Annotated in this window: 16 protein-coding genes and 1 riboswitch; of the genes, 9 read left to right on the top strand and 7 right to left on the bottom strand. The window is 51.6% G+C overall.

The features are described 5' to 3' along the window. Nucleotides 1–56 precede the first annotated feature (56 nt). The 7 genes from JI741_RS27635 (at nt 57) to JI741_RS27665 (ending at nt 9,664) form a co-directional block, all read left to right on the top strand. Complete coding sequence (locus JI741_RS27635; RefSeq protein WP_202015207.1) at nt 57–806, top strand: alpha/beta fold hydrolase; 750 nt, start codon at nt 57–59, stop codon at nt 804–806. Then, complete coding sequence (locus tag JI741_RS27640; protein ID WP_202015209.1) at nt 781–2,016, top strand: sterol desaturase family protein; 1,236 nt, start codon at nt 781–783, stop codon at nt 2,014–2,016. Before JI741_RS27635 ends, JI741_RS27640 begins: the two co-directional genes overlap by 26 nt. A gap of 103 nt (nt 2,017–2,119) precedes the next feature. Next, nucleotides 2,120–2,224, top strand: a riboswitch (SAM riboswitch). 322 nt (nt 2,225–2,546) lie between these two features. Beyond that, nucleotides 2,547–3,395, top strand: a complete 849-nt coding sequence (locus JI741_RS27645; RefSeq protein ID WP_202015211.1) for a phytanoyl-CoA dioxygenase family protein — start codon at nt 2,547–2,549, stop codon at nt 3,393–3,395. 226 nt (nt 3,396–3,621) lie between these two features. Further along, nucleotides 3,622–4,530: an ATP-grasp domain-containing protein gene (locus JI741_RS27650; protein ID WP_202015213.1), complete on the top strand. Its 909-nt coding sequence runs from the start codon at nt 3,622–3,624 to the stop codon at nt 4,528–4,530. Between the two features lie 75 nt (nt 4,531–4,605). Further along, entirely contained in the window at nt 4,606–7,518 is a 2,913-nt protein-coding gene (locus JI741_RS27655; RefSeq protein ID WP_202015215.1) for a TonB-dependent receptor, read from the top strand. 161 nt (nt 7,519–7,679) lie between these two features. After that, complete coding sequence (locus tag JI741_RS27660; protein ID WP_202015216.1) at nt 7,680–8,564, top strand: sulfite exporter TauE/SafE family protein; 885 nt, start codon at nt 7,680–7,682, stop codon at nt 8,562–8,564. Nucleotides 8,565–9,127: 563 nt separating this feature from the next. Continuing rightward, nucleotides 9,128–9,664: an SET domain-containing protein gene (locus JI741_RS27665; RefSeq protein WP_202015219.1), complete on the top strand. Its 537-nt coding sequence runs from the start codon at nt 9,128–9,130 to the stop codon at nt 9,662–9,664. 24 nt (nt 9,665–9,688) lie between these two features. Here the strand turns inward: JI741_RS27665 and JI741_RS27670 are convergent, their stop codons facing one another. From JI741_RS27670 to JI741_RS27700, 7 genes are all read right to left on the bottom strand, one after another. Beyond that, nucleotides 9,689–12,643: a tetratricopeptide repeat protein gene (locus tag JI741_RS27670; RefSeq protein ID WP_202015221.1), complete on the bottom strand. Its 2,955-nt coding sequence runs from the start codon at nt 12,641–12,643 to the stop codon at nt 9,689–9,691. A 109-nt stretch (nt 12,644–12,752) separates the two neighbouring features. Further along, nucleotides 12,753–13,040 carry an Asp-tRNA(Asn)/Glu-tRNA(Gln) amidotransferase subunit GatC gene (gene gatC / locus JI741_RS27675; RefSeq protein WP_202015223.1) on the bottom strand — a complete coding sequence of 96 codons (288 nt, stop codon included), beginning with the start codon at nt 13,038–13,040 and terminating at the stop codon, nt 12,753–12,755. Beyond that, nucleotides 13,037–13,765, bottom strand: a complete 729-nt coding sequence (locus tag JI741_RS27680; protein WP_202015225.1) for a lysophospholipid acyltransferase family protein — start codon at nt 13,763–13,765, stop codon at nt 13,037–13,039. The genes gatC and JI741_RS27680 overlap by 4 nt, the downstream gene beginning before the upstream one ends. Before the next feature lie 55 nt (nt 13,766–13,820). After that, nucleotides 13,821–15,155 carry a M24 family metallopeptidase gene (locus JI741_RS27685; protein WP_202015227.1) on the bottom strand — a complete coding sequence of 445 codons (1,335 nt, stop codon included), beginning with the start codon at nt 15,153–15,155 and terminating at the stop codon, nt 13,821–13,823. 81 nt (nt 15,156–15,236) lie between these two features. Next, a complete protein-coding gene (locus JI741_RS27690; protein WP_202015229.1) occupies nt 15,237–15,800 on the bottom strand; it encodes an acyl-CoA thioesterase in 564 nt (187 codons plus the stop codon). A gap of 108 nt (nt 15,801–15,908) precedes the next feature. Continuing rightward, the gene (locus JI741_RS27695; RefSeq protein WP_202015230.1) at nt 15,909–17,273 is read right to left on the bottom strand and encodes an MATE family efflux transporter; all 1,365 of its coding nucleotides are present in this window, start codon (nt 17,271–17,273) and stop codon (nt 15,909–15,911) included. Nucleotides 17,274–17,320: 47 nt separating this feature from the next. Next, nucleotides 17,321–17,878, bottom strand: a complete 558-nt coding sequence (locus JI741_RS27700) for an NUDIX domain-containing protein (RefSeq protein WP_202015231.1) — start codon at nt 17,876–17,878, stop codon at nt 17,321–17,323. Nucleotides 17,879–18,013: 135 nt separating this feature from the next. Between JI741_RS27700 and rnhB the strand changes: the two genes are divergently transcribed. Both rnhB and JI741_RS27710 read left to right on the top strand, forming a co-directional pair. Next, a complete protein-coding gene (gene rnhB, locus JI741_RS27705; RefSeq protein ID WP_202015232.1) occupies nt 18,014–18,610 on the top strand; it encodes a ribonuclease HII in 597 nt (198 codons plus the stop codon). 116 nt (nt 18,611–18,726) lie between these two features. Beyond that, on the top strand, nt 18,727–19,488 hold the full coding sequence (locus JI741_RS27710; protein WP_202015234.1) for an NRDE family protein: 762 nt from the start codon (nt 18,727–18,729) through the stop codon (nt 19,486–19,488). The last annotated feature ends 2 nt before the right edge of the window (nt 19,489–19,490 follow it).

A 19,490-nucleotide genomic window follows, 5' to 3' on the forward strand; every position in this document is an offset into this window, starting at 1 on the left:
GTGCATTCCGTCGCCACCAATGCCGACGATAGACCACCTTTAAAACGACATTACGTATGAACGCAACACTAGCACTTCCGCATGTTCCTTTGTTCGACGTGGGCGAAGGCGAACCGATCATTTTGTTGCACGGCCTTTTTGGCAATCTCAGCAACTGGGGTCAGGTAGCGTTCGAGTTCACTTCTACGCATCGTGTGCTCATACCACGTCTGCCACTATACTCCACACCGCTCTCGCGCGAAAGACTGGACAATCTGGTGGACTACGTAGAAAATTTTATTGAAGAACAAGGCCTCGACACGGTGACGCTCATGGGCAACTCGCTTGGCGGGCACATTGCGTTGCTCTATGCCTGGCGTCATCCGCAGAAGGTGAAAAAACTGGTGCTGGCCGGAAGTTCGGGGCTCACGGAGAATTCTTTTGGAGGAACCTTTCCGCGGGTGAGAGACTACGAATACATCCGCGAGCGCGTGGAGAAAACATTCTATAAACGCGAAGTTGTGACCAAGCAACTGGTGGACGAAGTATACGAAACGGTTCAAAGCCGGCCGAAGACGCTCAGCATCATTAACCTGGCGCGTGCCGCACAACGCCACAACGTGGCCGATACGCTACAGAAAATCAAAACACCGACACTGCTGGTGTGGGGACGCCAGGACACCATTACGCCCCCCGAAGTGGCGCTGGAGTTTCATGCGTTGCTGCCCCATTCGAAAGTAGTTTTCTTTGATCAGTGCGGGCACGTGCCCATGATGGAGCATCCTAAGTTATTCAATCAGCATGTCAGAGATTTTCTGGAGTCATAAGGCCGTCAACTACGCCGCGCTGGCAATACCAGCATTTTTTTTATTCCTGGGACTGGAATATGCAGCGGCATTGCGTCAACGAAAAACACACCTCTTCAAGTTCGACAGCTCCATCGCGAACATCAGCATCGGCATTGGTGAGCGGTTGTTGAATTTGTTTCTTACGGCGAGCTTCTATGGTGTGTTTACCTACCTCTACGAAAATTTTGCCCTCTGGCAAATTCCAAACACGTGGGTAGTGTGGGTGATTCTGTTGCTGGTCACCGATCTGGTGTGGTACTGGTATCATCGGCTCGGGCACGAAATCAATTTGTTCTGGGCGGCACACATTGTGCATCATCACAGCGAGGAATTTAACTACAGTGTTTCGGCGCGCATCACCACCATTCAATCCATTGTGCGCAACCTGTTCTGGGCCTTGCTGCCGCTGGCGGGCTTTCACCCGGCCATGGTCATGACCATTCTGGTGGTGCATGGCACGTATTCGTTTTTCACGCACACGCAAATGATACGCAAGCTGGGCTGGTTCGAACACGTGCTCATCACGCCGTCGCATCACCGGGTGCACCATGCCTCCAATGAGAAGTATCTCAATAAAAACTATGGCGATCTGTTTGTGTTTTGGGACAAGCTCTTTGGCACCTTCCAACGCGAGGAAGAAGAACCGGTTTACGGGTTAACCCATCCGTTGAAAAGCTACAGCTTCATCTGGCAGCACTTTCATTATTTCATGGAGATCTTCTATGCCACCTCCCAGGAGAAGGGCATCGTTAACAAACTGAAAATAATTTTCGGGAGTCCCGAAACGCTGGATCAAAACATCCGCCCCATGCTGGAGCAACGTTTCATTCCCAACCAGCATGATACCAATCCGCGCAAGCGTTTCAAAGCCTATCTGGTCATCCAGGTATTGCTGGCGGTGGCCGTACTTTTCCCTGTTACGTTATTTTATCAGGACATTGCCCTGCTCGAAAAAGTAGTGGCCGCATTTTTCATTCTCATCACGCTGGTGAATTGTGGTGCCCTGCAGGAACAACGGCGGTGGATCTATTACCTGGAATACCTGCGTTTGCTGGTGGTGGTGACCTATGTGTCGTATCGGATGAATAGCCCGGAGCTCTTGGTTTGCACCGTGTTCATCAGCCTATTGGTGATCTGGCCTTTGCAGAAGTGGTACTTCCGGTTGGTCTATGGCGTGCAGGAACGCTAAAAAAATAAAATAAAATTAATCGAAACTTAAAAAGCACTTGCTCCGTTTCAGAATTAATATTATGTTTGTCTATCGATTTAGTAGACATTAAAAAACTGAATCAGATTTATAAAGAAGAGGGGAGAGAACAGGCTCTGTGAACCTCTAGCAACTTTCTGGAAAGAATAAGTGCTACATCCTGCCCGAAACCAAAATGGGTATATAAAACGAAGAACAACATGAGAACATCGAACCAACCTCTGCATCCATCGTCACACCGCCTCGCCTTTTCTATGTGTCGAAGCCTGACAACCCGCTGTTGTTGTTAACCACAGCACCTCCTTTTTCATTCTAGAAGTCTTGTTCACGGCCGATGACGCATCGGTGTGTGGCTTCGTCATCTCTATAATCATTTCGAAACCTTAACGTCATCTGGCTATGTCATTTGTGTGCACTTTCGTGCGATGTTGATGAGATCGACATTACACGTACCAAACCCCATCATTACACGGACCTATATCGAATACATCACCACCAAAATTTGAAACACCATGTCATCGTATAAAAAATTCACATTCCAGGGCGAACTCACCGAAGAACAACTTCAATTCTTTACCAAAAACGGATTTATTCATTTTGAAAACTATGCTTCACGCGAAACAGTAAACGACATCTTGCAGTCTACCGAAGATGTGCAGCGCCGCTGGATCGCCAACGGTGTAGACAAAGTGAATGGCATTCCCATCAAATACGGACAGGACGTTGACGGAAACAAAATTGTGCAGCGTTTTGCATTCACCAACCAACACAGCGACGCCGTGCAGCGCTTCGCCTCGAACCCGAACCTGGATGTGTTGAAAGCCCTCATGCCCAAAGGCGCGCGCCTGGGTCTGCAAGAAAAAGACGGCGTGGTGTTCAACCACTATGTGAACACCGAAGGGAGCAACTTCTATCACATGGGCTGGCACACCGATAGCGCACGCGACATCTTCTATGGCAAAAAGGTAGCGCCCATGCTGAACATCGGTTTCTATCTCGACGACTCCACGGCGGCAAAAGGTGGACTCCGTGTTTTGCCGGGCACACACAAACAAAGTCTTTGGGATTTGTTGTTCCGCAAAAAATATTATCTCAACAACTACGCCGACGAAAACGAAGTGCTGGTGGAAGCCAAAGCCGGCGACCTCGTGATTCACGACGGACGCATCTGGCACCGCGTGGCGCCTTCGCCTGTGACGGGCGAAGCCAGCCGTCGCCGCGTGATGTACATTCCCATGATTGTGGGCAAGTTCAAACCAAAAACACAAGAGAGTGCCACGCCGCTTTATCTGCACCTGCTGCCGTTTGTGGGAACCAAGAAGCATAAGAACTTGATTCCGGCATTCCGCAAAGCCGCATAAAAAAGAGGCTGTCAGCAAATGTGCTGACAGCCGTTTCTCCTTGAAGTATCAACAAAAAAATAAATGCATATCGCGATCACCCATTTTTTAAGCCTGAATCTTCGTGCAGCCGGCAGAATCCTGCCAAAGGCACACCGTTGTTGCTAGCGCCACCACGCCACCACCTGCGCCTTCGCGCTTTGTCTTGTTCAGAAAAGCATCATTCAACCTAAACGTTTTAGCGCATATGTTCACCCTTATTGAAAAACCCATTGGCATTTTCTATGGTCACGAAGAGTGGTTCAATCCATTGTTCCGCGAATTGGAGCGTCGTGAATTGCCCTATGTGAAACTGAACCCGGCCCGGCAATGGTTCGACCTGGGCGAAACGGAAACACCCTATAGCCTGGTGTATAACGACATGAGTTTCCCATCGTATGCCGATGGCCCATCGTCGTCCAACCTAAGCCTGTCGGCCTATTTTAGTTACCTGGAGCAGCAACGCGTGCCTGTGATCAACGGATCGGCAGCCATCGCGTTGCAACAAGCCAAAGTGCAACAGCTGCTGTTGTTGAAACGACTGGGCCTTGACTTTCCCGACACACGCGTCATCACGCACCTCAGTCAATTGAAGAAGGCGGGCGACGTGTTGATCTTTCCCGTGCTCATCAAAGGCAATGCCGGCCTGGGCAACGAAACCGTGCTTGTGCAATCTCTTCAACACCTGCGCGAGAGCCTGGAGGACGGAACACTGGCCCTGAGCCAACAAACTCCGTGGCTGGTGCAGCAGTGGATTCCCGCCAAGGGCCATCATGTGGTTCGGGCGGAAGTGATTAATGGAAATTTTCAATATGCCGTGAAACTGCATCGCCCGCAGCATGACCTCGACCTGCGCACAGCCGATGCAGAATGGTTTGAGCCGACGCACAGCGTGGTGAAAGCCGTGGAGGCTATCGCGCGTGAGGCACGGCTGGAAGTGGCCAGCGTGGAATATGCCGTGGATCGCCGCGACAATAAACCCTATTTCTATGCTATTCACGCGCATTCCAACTTTGTGGCCCTTCCTCAACGCCATGGATATGACCCTTATGCCGCCCTGGCCAGCCATATTGAGGCCAGGCTTCAAAAACGGCGCGAAATTGAATTGGTGTTATAATTTCCCCTAACTCTATTGATTCAATAGTGTTTAATTGTATTTTTGTGATAAATCCACCAAACCCATAGAGTTTATATGAACCGTTTGTATTCCCTTCTCTTCCTGCTCTCGTTAGCCTCCGGAGCCTGGGCCCAGTCGCCCGCGGTGCTAACCGGAAAAATAACCGACGGCGAAACCCAGGAACCCCTTGCCGGTGTGAACATCCTTATTAAAGGCACTGTGACCGGAACCGTAACCGATCTGGAAGGAAACTTCAGCCTCAAAACAAAATCGCTGCCCATAACATTGTCGGCATCTTTTATTGGTTTCAAAACACAGGATGTGACGGTGACATCGGCCGACCAGACCATCAACCTCGTGCTGGAACCCAGTGCGCTGTTGGGCTCGGAGGTGGTGGTGACCGCTTCGCGTGTGGAGGAGTCGCAGTTGAAATCGCCCGTAGCCATCGAGAAACTCGATACGCGCGCCATCCGCGATTCGCCTGCGCCCAGCTTTTACGACGCGTTAGAAAACGTGAAAGGTGTGCAGATGACCACCTCAAGCCTCACGTTTAAAGTGCCCAACACCCGTGGCTTCAATATTCCCAACAACTTCCGCTTCATGCAAGTGGTGGACGGTGTAGACATGCAGGCTGCCACATTGGGTGTGCCCCTGGGAAATGCCATCGGCCCCACGGAACTCGATATTGAAAGCGTGGAAATAACTCCCGGAGCAGCTTCGGCCCTCTATGGCATGAACGCCATCAACGGTATGGCTAACCTCATCACGAAAAGCCCTTTCCTGTATCAAGGCCTCAGCCTATATCAAAAAACCGGCGTGAACCACGTGGACGGGATCGACTACGATCCCAGCGTGCTGTCTGAAACCGCCGTGCGCTATGCGCATGCCTTTAATAACAAAGTGGCTTTTAAAGTGAACGGCAGCTACCTGCGTGCCACCGACTGGCGCGGCAACACGGGCACCGATCAGAACCCGAACGGAACCCCCGGCACCGGCAACCCGAACTATCCCGAATTGAATGTGGCCGATCATCCGGCCTACGACGCCTGGAATAAATATGGCGACGACAGCGGAAGCAACGCGGTGACGGTGAGTGGTGTGACCTATAACGGTGCGCCCAATCAATCGTTCGTAGTGAGAAGAACCGGCTATTGGGAGAAAGACCTCGTGCCCGGCAAAGTAGACAATAAAAAATTCGACGCGGCCATTCACTATCGCATTGGCAGCAACGCTGAGCTTTCGTACGCCTATCGCATTGGTGAAATGGATGGTCTGTTTCAGCGGGGAAATAAAATCCAGCTGAACAACACGCGTGTACAGAATCACAAACTGGAATTGAAAGGTGCCAATTATTTTGTGCGCACCTATGTGTCGCTCGAGAACACGGGCGACTCCTATAACCTGAAACCTTTGTCTGACAACCTCGATTTGTCGCATTTGTCAAACAAAGACTGGACAACCAAGTTCAAGAATTCATTGCAAACCGAATTGAATGGTGGCACCGACCTGGCCGAAGCGATGCGTCGCGCCCGCGCGGCAGCCGATGCCGGAAGAGCAGAGCCCGGCACACCTGAATTTGATGCGTTGAAAAAAGAAATCATCAGCATCAATAACTGGGACCACATCAGCGCAGTGCCCACAGGAACACAAACCGGTGGCGCGGCCCTGAATCAAAAGAGCCGTATGTATCATGCCGATGCACAGTGGGATCTTTCAAAACAGGTAAAATATTTCGACCTGTTAGTGGGCGCGGACTTCCGCATCTATGAGATCATTCCCGATGGAAACAACTTCGTGGAGTTTTCGAGACCCATTGCCGAACGCACACAGCCCGAAGACGACGGCAGCTTTGGCAACAATGTATACTACAAGAAGTATGGATTTTTCTCGCAGGTGACCAAGACGTTTTTCAAAGAGAAGCTGAAGATCTTCGGATCGCTTCGCCTGGATCATAATCTTGAATTCACGCCGAAGCTTAATCCACGGATAGCAGCCGTGTATACGGTGGCTGAAAAACACAACTTCCGCGCTTCCTTCCAGAATGGATTCCGGTTCCCGTCCTTGTTCGAAGCCTTGTCGTTTGTGAACAACGGAAACATCCGTCGCGTGGGCGGCCTGCCCTACATCAACGACGGTCTGAACTATCTCGACAATTCGTACACGCTGGCTTCCATCAACACCTTCAACGCGGCGGTGAACACCGACGTGAAGGGCGGTCTTTCTTTGACCGACGCGGCCTATAAAAACCGTGCACTGCTGGAAGTGACCAACTTGTCGGCCACACGTCCCGAGCGAATCAATTCGTTTGAAGTTGGCTACAAGAGCGTGCTGTTCGACAACACACTGGTGATCGACATCGATGCCTACACCAATCAATACGACGGTTTCCTTGGTCAGGTGGAGGTGGCTGTGCCATACTTGACCACCGACGGAAAATATCCTGACGACAACCAGCAAGTGCAGGTGGGATCGGACGCCGCCGTGATTTCGATGTTGGCTGCAAACCGCACCCCGCGTCAGAAACGTTATCGTGTATACACCAACGCCAAGCAGAAGTATAACAACTATGGCTCGTCGCTGGGAGTGACTTATAATTTCTTCAAGAAGTTCACCGTAGGTGGAAACCTCAACTACAACAACATCTCGTCTAACACGGAAAAAGATGTGTTTGTGACAGGTTTCAATACCCCCAAGTGGGCGACCAACATTTCGTTTGGAAATCGTGAAGTGGTGAAAAACCTTGGCTTCAACGTGGTGTACAGATGGCAACAGTCTTTCCTCTGGGAGAGCCCATTGGCCAACGGCTCCATTCCGGCCTATCACACCTTCGACGCACAAGTGTCTTACAAACTGCCTGAGCTGAAGTCGACTTTCAAACTGGGTGGAACCAATATTTTGAACAATCGCTACATCCAGTATGCCGCGGGTCCTACCATCGGCGCACTGTATTACTTCTCCATCACCGTCGACGGATTGTTGAAGAAGTAGGGAAGAGCATTAACCTGAACTGAGCTTGCCCCGGCGCGAACAGCGCAACCATTGCAGCGAGAAATGGTGGGGTGAGCAAAGTTTTTTAAGGTACGTTGTGGCGTTGGTGTTTGATCTTCGTAAAAACCATGATCATGTGAACTAAAAACCCAGAGACAAAGATGGAAGCAGCCGATAAAAGTTTGTTGAACCGGAGAGCGATTGTGGGTGTGATTGCCGGGGCCGTGGTGTTGCTGGTATTGGTTGTTTTTTCTTTTTCTGATGGGCTGTGGGAAGACACCACCGCGCTGGTGTCTGGCATTGGTCCGGAGTTTTTCATTTTTGTGTTGGGCGGGTTCATCGCCCAAATGATCGATGGTTCGCTGGGCATGGCCTATGGCGTGAGTGCGTCAACGTTTTTGTTGTCGTTTGGCGTGCCGCCTGCGGCGGCGAGTGCCAGCATTCACACGTCGGAGATCTTCACCACGGGTGTTTCGGGATTGTCGCACCTTCGTTTTCAGAATGTAAACAAAAAACTTTTCCGCAGCCTGTTGTTGCCGGGCATCGCGGGTGCCGTGGCGGGCGCTTATATTCTTTCCTCGTTTGAGGAATACAATACATACATCCGACCGATTGTGGCAGCCTACACGTTGGTGCTGGGTGTTGTGATTGTGCGCAAAGCGGTTCGCAAAAGTCAACCAAAGACCAAGACGCGGAACATTCCGGCGCTGGCAACCTTTGGCGGTTTCATGGATTCTATTGGCGGAGGCGGCTGGGGACCCATTGTGGCGTCGACGCTGATCGCGAAGGGAAGAAGTCCGCGCTACACCATTGGCTCGGTGAACCTGGCGGAGTTCTTTATTTCCACCTCCAGTTCCATCACATTTTTTGCCACCATTGGGGTGAGCTATTTTCAAATTATTGCCGGCCTTGTTCTGGGCGGAATCATTGCTGCGCCCATTGCCGCACACCTCACCCGAAAGCTGCCCGTGAAAAAAATGATGATCGTGGTGGGTGTGGTAGTCATCCTGGTGAGCATCCGGCTTATCGTGAAGGCGTTTGTTTAACAAAGGGTTTTGAGCGACTGTCGTTTCTTCGTTGCCGACATTTTCGTTTTTTGGTCGCGATATTCTTGCGCAGATTATGCTTCACTCGTTTGCGAAATGTGTTTTGTCTTTGAATAAACTGTGTTCGTGTTTAGAATTTCAGATCATGCCGGAGACGCTCTTTGTGTTCTGTTCGCTTCAAAAGAGAAGCATTTCGAAATGGGTGACGGCCTTTTCGGGTGAGACTTGCCAGGTGCTGTGTGGCAGTTGTAAGCGTTGGGACAATGGTGTGTGATGGTGTGTTGGGAATATTTCCGTGGCCAACGTTTCATTTCCGGACGGCAATGTGCTCACGGCTGCTGCAGGCAAAACGTTGGTTCTGCCAGCGGATGCGAGTGGTTTCAACGGGCAGCCGTCCATCTGTGTGTGAAATCTATCCTTGAAAAGTACCGGCTTTCGAATTCCACTCCCGGCCAGATCACAATTGATTTTTGTTGGCGTGTAAATTCTTCTATCTTGCGCCCCATTTATTTATTAGTTATTTGGACGGATCACCCGTGGATCCACAGCTGGTTGAAATTGAAATGGCACTACTCGAAAAGCAACTTTACGTTAAGAAGTCTACGATCCCCAACGCAGGCAAAGGTTTATTCACAAAGAAATTCATTCCCAAAGGAACACTCATCGTCGAGTACAAAGGCAAGCGAAGCACGTGGAAAGAAGTGAAAGATGAAGACGGCAAGAACGGCTACATCTTTTTCATCAACCGAAACAACGTTATCAACGGCTTGCCCAATAAAAAAGCACTGGCCCGCTACGCGAATGACGCCCGCGGTCTGGTGAAAATCAAAGGCCTGCTCAACAACTGCGAATATTCAGTGGACGGCATCAAGGCCTACATCGAATCGAAGAAAGACATTCCCGCCGGTTCCGAGATTTTTGTTGACTATGGCAAAGACTATTGGAAAGTTATCCGCGAAAACATCAAGCTGTGGAAGCAGGAAGCCAAGGAAGCCGCCGCAAAGAAGAGCACCAAGAAAAACGGTAAGGCCGTGAAAACAAAAAAGGCCGGCAAGAAGAAAATTCACCACACGGCTAAACGCATGGAGCACGGGCACTAAGTGCCGCGCGGCGGCCCGCATCTCTCAACGTGCCGCCTGTTCCGCAACTACCAATCGCTGATTTGCATCAGCGGCAAATTCATCAAATCCTTTTTTAAGGGCTTCGGCAATGTAGGCCTTCAACAGCCTGATGGAATTTCCATTGATCTGAATGGCTTCCGACAGAATGGTGTAGGCCTTGAAACTATCTTTCGAATTGGTCCGATAGAAATCGGCCGACGCAATAATGCCCTCTTCAAAATAGGGATTGTAGTGCGACAACACCGCGTATTGTTTTTCGGCCGTGTTCAAATCTCCGTTCGATTCGGCCACCAGCGCTGTATACAACATTTTTTCCAACGACTGCGACTCGTCGAACGTGATGCCTTTGTTGATTTGGTTGGCCAGTCCCCTTGTCTCCTTGCGATAGGCCAGCATCAGCAGCTCGAAGTGCGCCACATCGTTGTATAATTTTTTGTCGGTAAGTTCCAGGCCGGCGATGCGGTTAAAAAGGCGTATAGCCGGAACGGTATGATCGGCTTCGAAATAGCGTTGGCTGAAGTCCAGCAGGGCCTGCGCTTTGAAGTTGACGTTGGCAAATGAGTTGACCAGGTGATTAAAAGCCAGCGAATCGCCCAGCCCGACACGATAGCGGCAAAACTGATATTTGTCCGGGTCTGACAGCGTGAGCACTTCGGCGAACGACACGGTCAGAATTTTTTTCATCTGCGTGGCGATAAGTTTTTCTTTCAGGTCTTCCTTGCGCGAAACCGTGTCCCAGGCAGCAAGTGCCTCGGGGAGACGGCGGGCTTCGGTGAGCGCGATGGCGTTATAGAACCGGGCATCCTTATAGTCGTAGGTGCCGGCAAAGGTGAAGAAGCTCGATGCGAGGTCGGGGTTATGTTGCTCCAGCGCCCACAAGCCCATCACATAATTAAATTTTCCCTGGTAGGATTGACTGAGGTAGGTTTGCTCTGCCAGAATTTCCAACGCTTTCGACACGTTGCCGCGATGGTAGAAGGCAAACGCCAGCGACGCTTTCAGTGCTTCTCTGAAGTCGCTATTCAGCGAATCGTCGGCAATCTGGTTTGCCCTGGCGATGAATGTGGTGTCGACCGTGGTGGCATATTTCACGATGTAGTTGTTCAGCAGCGTGGCCGAATACAAATCCAGTCTCGTGGCCGGGAGAGGCGACACGTCTGTTTTCAACGGTTGTTGCTGCAGGGACGAAAGCGCCAACGCGTTGCTCAACACAGCTGGCGTGGTGTTGCCGAACAGTTGAAGAATGGAGTCTGTTTTCAACGGAAGATTTTCCGTCGCGGCCATGGCGAAGAAATTGGTTTCGGCCGTGACACGTGTTTGGTTATGTCCGCGGGCCCGGTCAAGATAGCGTAGCGCCGAGTCTACGTTGTGGAGTTTGGAGTAGGCATAGCCGAGGTTGTTTTCCAATGGCCCCATGGAGCCGTGTGTTTTTAGATTTTCCGTGAAATTTTCCACGGCTCCTGATGGACTGCCTTCCCACAAATAGATGTTGCCGGCATTCGTCAGGGAATACGGCGTGGGGCGTCGGCGATTGGCCTGTGCGTAGAATTGGTGAGCGTCGTCAAAATTGAAACGCGATGCTTTCAAGCGACCCAGCGCATAGTTGGCGCGGTTGTTTTGAAAGGCCTGGGTTCGCGACTGCTCATAGAACGATTCGGCAAAGTCGCCATTGCCAAGCAACGTGTGCATGTCGCCTGCCGCATTATAGAAGCCGCCCATGCTGTGGAAAACATATTCGTGCCAGTTTGAATAAAACACAAACCCCAGCACAGCAATGGTGCCGGCAAAACGATAGGTGAAGTAAGGCATGCGCGTGGGTTGATAGAGCACGTTGAACACGGGCAGATCGCGCGCCAGCATCAGCACATAGTTAGAGAACAGGTAGGTGAGAAAGATGATGCCGTAGCCCGTGTGGGCAAAGATGATGGCATCGCGAATCACTTTCAGGGCCGGGTCGTTCGCATTGCCCAGCAGTTGCCCCATGGTGGCAAAGGCGATCGCTCCCAACGCGAGAAAGAAATAGCCGCCAAACGGATGATATGGAAATATGTTGGCATACAGAATTTCGCGACGGCGAAAACCCCACACGCCCAGCACCGCCGACACTGTGAACAGCAGGTATAGGTTGATGTATAAAATATTCCAGTCGATCACGCCCATCTCGTGGAAACAGGTGATGAGGATGTTGGCCAGGTAAATAACGCTGATGATGGACAGGTGACGCAGACTTTTGGTTCCTCCACGGCTCGTGATGTAGACAAACGACGCCATCACTTCGTGCGCAATGAGAATGATGAATAACACCGTGAGAATCATGCCCGGCGTGTATCCCGTTAAGGTGAGATGATAGAAGGGATAGTTAACGGCAGCGAACAACGCCACACACCCCGCGATGAGGGCCGTGATGCCTCCAAACAAAAGAAGACGCGTAGTGAACGACCAGCTTGCACGCACGCGGTTGAAGTAGAATGCAGGCACAACATAGAGAACGAGCGCGGCGATGACCGGAATTCTGTGGTGATGTCCGAACAACCCCAGCACCTCCAGCCGCAGGCTCACCAGGAAGAGAATGAACAACCCCATGCCCACAAAAAACCAGAACCGCTCCATGGTGGTGATGACGGTGAGGATAACGATGGCGCACACCACAAGGATCGCGAGGAAAATATAGGAAGCCGTTGTGTTCGGCACGATGTCGCTGCCATCGAGGTATTCGAAGATCACATAGCTTTCGGCGGGAACGTTGAGCGAGAAGGGCCCAAGCCGGAAACTATGCACGGTGGTTTCCAACATTTTTTGTTCCTGCAGTTTGTTCCAATGGAGGATGCCGTCGGCACCTTTGAACCAACTGAACCACAGAAAGACGATAGAAAAAATAAAAACCACGCCGAGGCCAAGCCACACGGTGCGGTATTCTTTCAGCCAGTTTTTCCAGAAGAAGAGCGATTGCGTAGTCATTACTTTTAATTGAAGATCGGTATCACAAGATAAAAAAATAAAACCCGGAAGGCGTTCGCCACTCCCGGGTCAAGTTCAGGCCCGTGGCCAGACAGTAACGTGGTGTGTTTTATTCCAGTACTTTCGGCACGCGGAAATAGTCAGCATCTTTTTTGGGTGCGTTGCGCAGGGCGCGTTCGTGGCTGAGGTGTTCCTTCACTTCGTCTTCGCGCAGCACGTTCACTTCGTGGCTCATGGTGGTGAGGGGTTCCACGCCAGTGGTGTCTACCTCGCTCAGTTTTTCTACCCAGTCCACAATGGCGGTCATGTCGCCCATCATTTTCTCGGCATCTTTCGCGTCGAATTCGAGGCGCGAAAGGTGTGCGATTTTGTCCAACAGGGCACGATCTATTTTCATTTTCCTTGATGCTGTTTCAGTTCGGTGTCGATGATGGAAAACAATTTCTGTTTGAGGGCGTCGGTATCTTTGGCCGTGAGCCCGGTGGTTTCCAGTGGTTCGTGAAAGATCACGTGGAGTGGATGCCAGCGCAACAGGAATTGATCCGGCGGCAAAATTATCCAATTATACGGTATGGTGACAGGCACAATGGGAATTTGTTTCTCCACGGCGATGCGCACGGCGCCGTCTTTGAAAGGACCCATTTCGGGGCCCTTTTCAGTAACTATCCCCCCCTCGGGGAAGATCACGAGGTTCTTGCCCTGGTCGATCGCGTCCATAGAACGGACCAACGACGTGTAGCGGCTGCGCATCTTCTTGCGGTCGACCGTGATGTGGAGCTTGCCATACATCCACCCAAACACCGGCACGGTTTCGATGCCGCTCTTGCCCACAAAGATGGCGTTGTGCGGTATGAGCCCCATGGCCGGAATGTCGAGGTATGAAAAATGGTTTGAGCAAAAGATGTATTGCTTCTTTGGATCTAACGGTGTTCGGTACACCAATCGTAGCGGCACACCAATGAAAAAGAAAAGCAGCCGGGCCCACAACCGGTTGAGGATGCCCACCAGTTTGTGCTGGCGTGGAAACAAAATGGGAATAAGAAACAGCGGCAGCAACAACGCGAAAAGCATGGCAAACACCAGCGAACCATACGCCGTGTAGACGCCTCTTAGAATTTTCATACTAGTTTATACAAAGGCACAAACGCGTTTCAAATCTATCGAAAATAAACCGATGCTACTGGCCATTTATAGTGCTGGCGCCTGGAATAACGATAAGTGTTTTCTGGCGGCCGTCGATGTAGCGGAATTTTCCCTGGTCGTCGAAGAAGCCATCTTCCTCCAGTTTGATCTGGATGTCTTTCTTCCATTCGGCAATGTTGGTTGTCACGTTAAGCTCGATGGAGTAGGCTGTGTTGTAGTGCAGGGGATAGTCGCCGGTGTCGGGCACACCGTTTTGCATGTCCCATTGCCCGATGGTGGTGCCGGCCGCGTGGCCATGATATCCGATGGGGTGGGTGTAGATCGAAGGCGTGAGACCCTGCGCCAACGCCTGCTTGCGCGAGTCGGCCAGGATTTGGTTGCCCGTTTTGCCCAGGACAAAGTTCGATGTGAGGATGTCCTGAAGCTGGTTGCCTTGTTTGAGGGCTTTCTTCAGGTATTCCGGCGCATCGGTTTCTCCGCCTTTCAGGATATAGGCATGTTGTTGCGTGTCGGTGTTAAGCCGCAGATAGGTTATGCCGAAGTCCACATGCAGGAGGTCGCCGGGCTGGATCACGAGCGGCTGAATGCGTTTGGTGAAAATGACGTCGGGCTCGCTGCGCTGAATGGACACGGAAGGATGAAACCACGTGTCGAGCTTCAGTTCTTTGATCTTCTCACGGTACCACCACACGACGTCTTCTGTGGTGGTGGCGCCGGGTTGAATGACGCGATCGGAAAAACCTTGCTGAATGATTTCATGGGCAATGCGGCAGATTTGCGGATAGATTGCCATCTCTTTGTCGCTGCGGGTTTCCAGCCAGCTCACGGCAAGTTTCTCGGCCGACACCACGCGCGATTGCAGGGGTGCTCCCAATGCTTTTGTCAATGCCTCATAGTCGTTGGCGGTGAGGCCGTCGGCATGACCATAGTGCTCGGCTTTGTTGACGCCGATTTTCTTTGGATTTCTTTCTTTGATGATGCTGGCCAGTTGTGCCCATTGGTCGGGTTGTTTGTCGGGGTCCCAGGCGCGTTTAAAAACTTTGCCCACGTCATAGCGGGCCACGGCCAGGTATTCCATTTCTTCTTTCGCACCCCGGTCAAACATCACCAGCATGGTGGTGCGGCGGGCCGCCATCCACGTGGCCGGCAATAGTGTTTTGATGACGGGATCTTCGTTGTATTCGCGCGACATCACCACCCACATGTCGAAGCCTTCGCGGCGCATCAGGGCGGGCAGAAGTGTTTTCAACCGGTCGTCCAAAAGTTCGTCAATCACTTTGGCCTGATCGCGCTGCGACAGAATGAGCGGAGTTTGTGCAAACGAGAGGCTTGTCAGAAATAGCGTGCATGCAAAAAGAAAATACTTCATAGGTCAGGTAAAAATTTTTCGTCGTTCGCTACCGACTGAGCACCGGGTAGCGGAAGGGTGTTGTGTCGAGCGCCGGTCTTTTTATTCTTTTTCTTTGAACGCAATGATGCAACGCTCTGTCTTCAACATTTCCAGTGCGTCGTTCACATGGATGGTCGACTTGGCGTCGTTCATTTCGTCTTTGATTTTGTTCTTTATTTCTTTCATGTGCAGCGCTTCAATGAAGCGACGCACGTCGTCGTGCGTTTCCAGAATGAGCTTGGGCACTTCGGCGGGTTTGTCGTGATCGTCTTTGGCCACCATGGTGAAGTAGCACGAGTTGGTGTGACGAATGGTGCTGTTTTTCACATGCTCGGCTTCCACGCGAATGCCGACAATCATGGACGAGCGCCCCACATAGTTCACCGATGCATGCAGCGAAACCAGTTCGCCCACTTCCACGGGTTTCAAAAACTCAACCCGGTCCACCGACACGGTCACGCAATAGGCGCCCGCGTGTTTACTGGAACAGGCATAGGCCACTTTGTCCATGAGCGACAACAAAATGCCCCCGTGAATTTTTCCGCCAAAGTTGGCATAAGAAGGAATCATCAACTCGGTGATGGTGGTCTGTGAGGTGCGTACGGGTTTTGCGGCTTCAGCCATGCCTTTCGTTTTCGAAAAGATAGGAAAAAATAACAGGGCGTAAACGGAATTTTGTCCGGGAGGCAAACGGCCTTCGTTGGCCTTGCATTCACAAAGGTGTGCGGTGAATTATTTTGATGGTGCGGGCAAGCTTGCCTCAACGGAAAGGGCCAGGCGCGAGGCCAGCATACGAAACCGGAAGAACATGGCCAGGGCCGTTAGCGTGAGCCCAATGGAAAGGCCAAGCCAGATGCCCAACGAACCCATGCCTGCATGAAAGGCCAGCCCATACCCCAACGGAAGTCCGATGATCCAGTAGGCCACAAAGATGAGCACCGATGGAATCTTCACATCCTGCAAGCCGCGAAGGGCCGAAGCACACACCACCTGCGTGCCGTCTGAAAGTTGAAAGAGTCCGGCAATGATCATGAGCGAGGAGGCGATGCGAATCACGTCGCCATCGTTGATGTAGAGCATGGGCAGCGCATGGCGACCGGCCACAAAACCAACGGCACAGCACAACATCAACACGAGGGCCATGCCCAGCAAGGTGTAGCAGGCAAGCTTCAGATTTTTGACATCCCGTTGTCCCAAAAAATAGCCGACACGAATCGTTGCCGCAGCGGCAAGTCCTGCCGTGGTCATATAGCTGATGGTGGCCAGGTTGATCACCACCTGGTGCGCGGCCTGCGATTTGGTGCCGAGCCATCCCATCATCACCAGCGAAAAATCGAATGCCGCCACTTCAAAAATAAACTGCGCACCACTGGGCACGCCAATGTTCAACATCTTGGCAAACAGCGCACGCGAATAATTTCCCAACGAAAAACTTGCCCGGAATTTTCGGAACGCTGGCGCAGCATAAACATAGCCCACAATGGCCAACGCCATGAACACCCGCGACAAGAACGTGGCCCATCCTGAACCCATCAACCCCATCGCAGGAAAGCCTCCATGCCCATAGACGAGCGCGTAGTTCAACGCGATGTTCACCACGTTGCTGGCAATCATGATGACCATGGCCACACGGGTATTCGACAATCCTTCAGCAAACTGTTTGAAGCTTTGAAAGATGAGAACAGGAATCAACGAAAAGGCAATAATTTTCAGGAATGGAATGGAGAGTGCAATAACATCTTCGGGTTGGCCGATGTGATAGAGCGCTTCCTTGCCAATATACACGGCGCCCACCAGCACCAGAGCATTCACCACGTTAATGACCAGCCCGTGTCGCAAGGTTTCGACAATGCGTTTGTCGTCGTGCTGCCCGTCGGCTTCGGCCACCAGAGGCGTGATGGCATACGACACACCAATGCCAAACAACAACAGCACATTGAACGCCACCGTTGCCAGCCCCGCCGCGGCCAATTCTGTAGCTCCCAGGTGACCGACCATGATGTTGTCGGTGAACCCCATCATCACGTGGCCCAGGTTGCTGAGCATGACGGGGTAGGCGAGGTGAAAATTTTCCTTGATGTGAGCGCGGATGGTCATGTATGTAGACGACGTTCAAAAAATGGAGAGGAGTGTTTTTAAAAAAATCAAATGCCTTTCAACCGGGCCACCGCCAGCAGACCGGCCATGCTGATGGCGTCGGTGATCTCGCCGCGCATCACCATGGCCACGGCGTCGCGCAAGGGGAGCTTTCGCACTTTCATGTCGGCTTCGGTTTCTTCGCGGGCTGTGTCGCCGTGTTGCAGTTCTTCGGCCAGAAACACAAAGCCCTCTTCGTCGGTGGCTGAGTTGGATGTGTGGATGCGGAAGAGGCGTGTCCATTTCTGCGCGGTTAGTCCGGTTTCTTCCTGCAGTTCGCGGCGCGCAGACAGTTCAGGGTCGACTGTGAAGGCGCCACCACCTTCGGGAATTTCCCAATGGAATTCGTTTAGCGTATACCGGTATTGACCGACCAACCAAGTGTTGTTTTCTTCGTCGAGGGCTACAATGCCAATGGCTTTATTTTTGAAATGTACTTTGCCATAGATGCCGTTTCCGCCGGCGGGGTTGATGACCTGGTGTTCGGTCACTTTGATCCACGGATTTTCATATTTGTCTTCCGACGACAGGGTGGTCCAGGGATTTTCGATTTCGTTTTGCGCCATACGGGTTTGCACGATGCCGGAATTTTTTTCCTGAAAACCTTTCAGGATGCGTGAATTGAAGGGCTTCCGGCATGTTGTTCAAAGCTATTCAATCTCTTTTTTGCAGGAAATCATTTACGCATTAAGTTTGTGTTCATGCTGCGATCGTCGTTCACCAAAGATCTGATCGAGGCCGGATGCGATGAAGCCGGCCGGGGGTGTCTTGCCGGCCCGGTAGTGGCCGCCGCCGTGATCCTCCCCAAAAAATACCGCCACAAACTCCTGAACGATTCCAAACAACTCACAAAGGAAGAACGCGAAGCCCTGCGCGAAGACATTCAGCGCGATGCCATGGCGTGGGCAGTCGGCGAAATCGACCAGCTGGAGATCGACCGCATCAACATTCTGAATGCCTCTTTCAAAGCTATGCACGTGGCACTCGACAAACTCACCGTCCGCCCCGAACTGTTGCTCATAGACGGCAACCGGTTCAAGCCCTATGCGGAACTGAAGCACGAGTGTATCATCAAAGGCGATGGCAAATATCTGTCTATCGCGGCAGCATCCATACTCGCCAAAACCTATCGCGACGACCTGATGCTGAAGCTGGCCGAACAATTTCCGGGCTACAACTGGCACACCAACGTGGGCTACCCCACAGAAGCGCACCGCGAGGGCATCCGGCAGCTGGGCATCACACCTTACCATCGCCGATCGTTCACGCTGTTGCCCGACCAGCTGGAATTGTTTTGAACCACGAAACGATGGGAACGTTTACCAAGATTATGCGAGGCTGAAAACGTTGCTGCTTGCTAGTCAAAGAAATATTGCTTTAACTTTTATTGGGTGATTTAAAATCTGAGTCTGGTATGTGTTTAATTTTTCTGTCTTTCCGAAATCACCCCACCTACAAACTTGTTGTGGCTGCAAACCGCGATGAATTTTATGAACGCCAAACGGAAGCTGCAAAGTTCTGGGACGACAAACCTCAAATTTTGGCGGGCCGCGACCTCGTGGCCAATGGCACCTGGATGGGCATGACCACGTCGGGAAAAATCTCGTTGCTCACCAACTATCGCGATCCCAAAAACATCGACCCCCACGCACCTTCGCGCGGACTCCTCGTGTCCGACTATCTGGAGGGGCGCAACCGTCCCGAAAATTATTTGCGTGCCGTGGATGAAGGCGACGCGGAGTATAACGGGTTCAATATCATCACGGGCAGTGTAAACGAGTTGTGGTATTATTCAAACTATTCACATGTGATTGAAGAACTGATGCCCGGGTTTTATGGGCTGAGCAATCATCTGCTGGACACGCCGTGGCCAAAAATTGTTCGGGGCAAAGAGAAGTTGAAGAGCATTATCGCGCAACCGGTCATTCAACCGGAGCAACTGCTCGACGCGATGTATGATGAAGTGCTGGCTCCCGAAGATAAATTGCCCGACACGGGCTTGTCGCCGGAGCGTGAGAAGGCGTTGTCGTCCATGTTTATTAAAACGCCAAACTACGGCACCCGGTGTTCAACCGTGGTGCTCGTAGATTATGATAATGAAGTGACGTTTGTGGAGCGGGTGTATGATGTTAAAACCTTTCAGCACACCACGGGCACCTTTCAATTCAAGGTGTGATC

The sequence above is a fragment of the Chryseolinea lacunae genome (assembly GCF_016735595.1).
Lineage (GTDB): Bacteria > Bacteroidota > Bacteroidia > Cytophagales > Cyclobacteriaceae > Chryseolinea > Chryseolinea lacunae.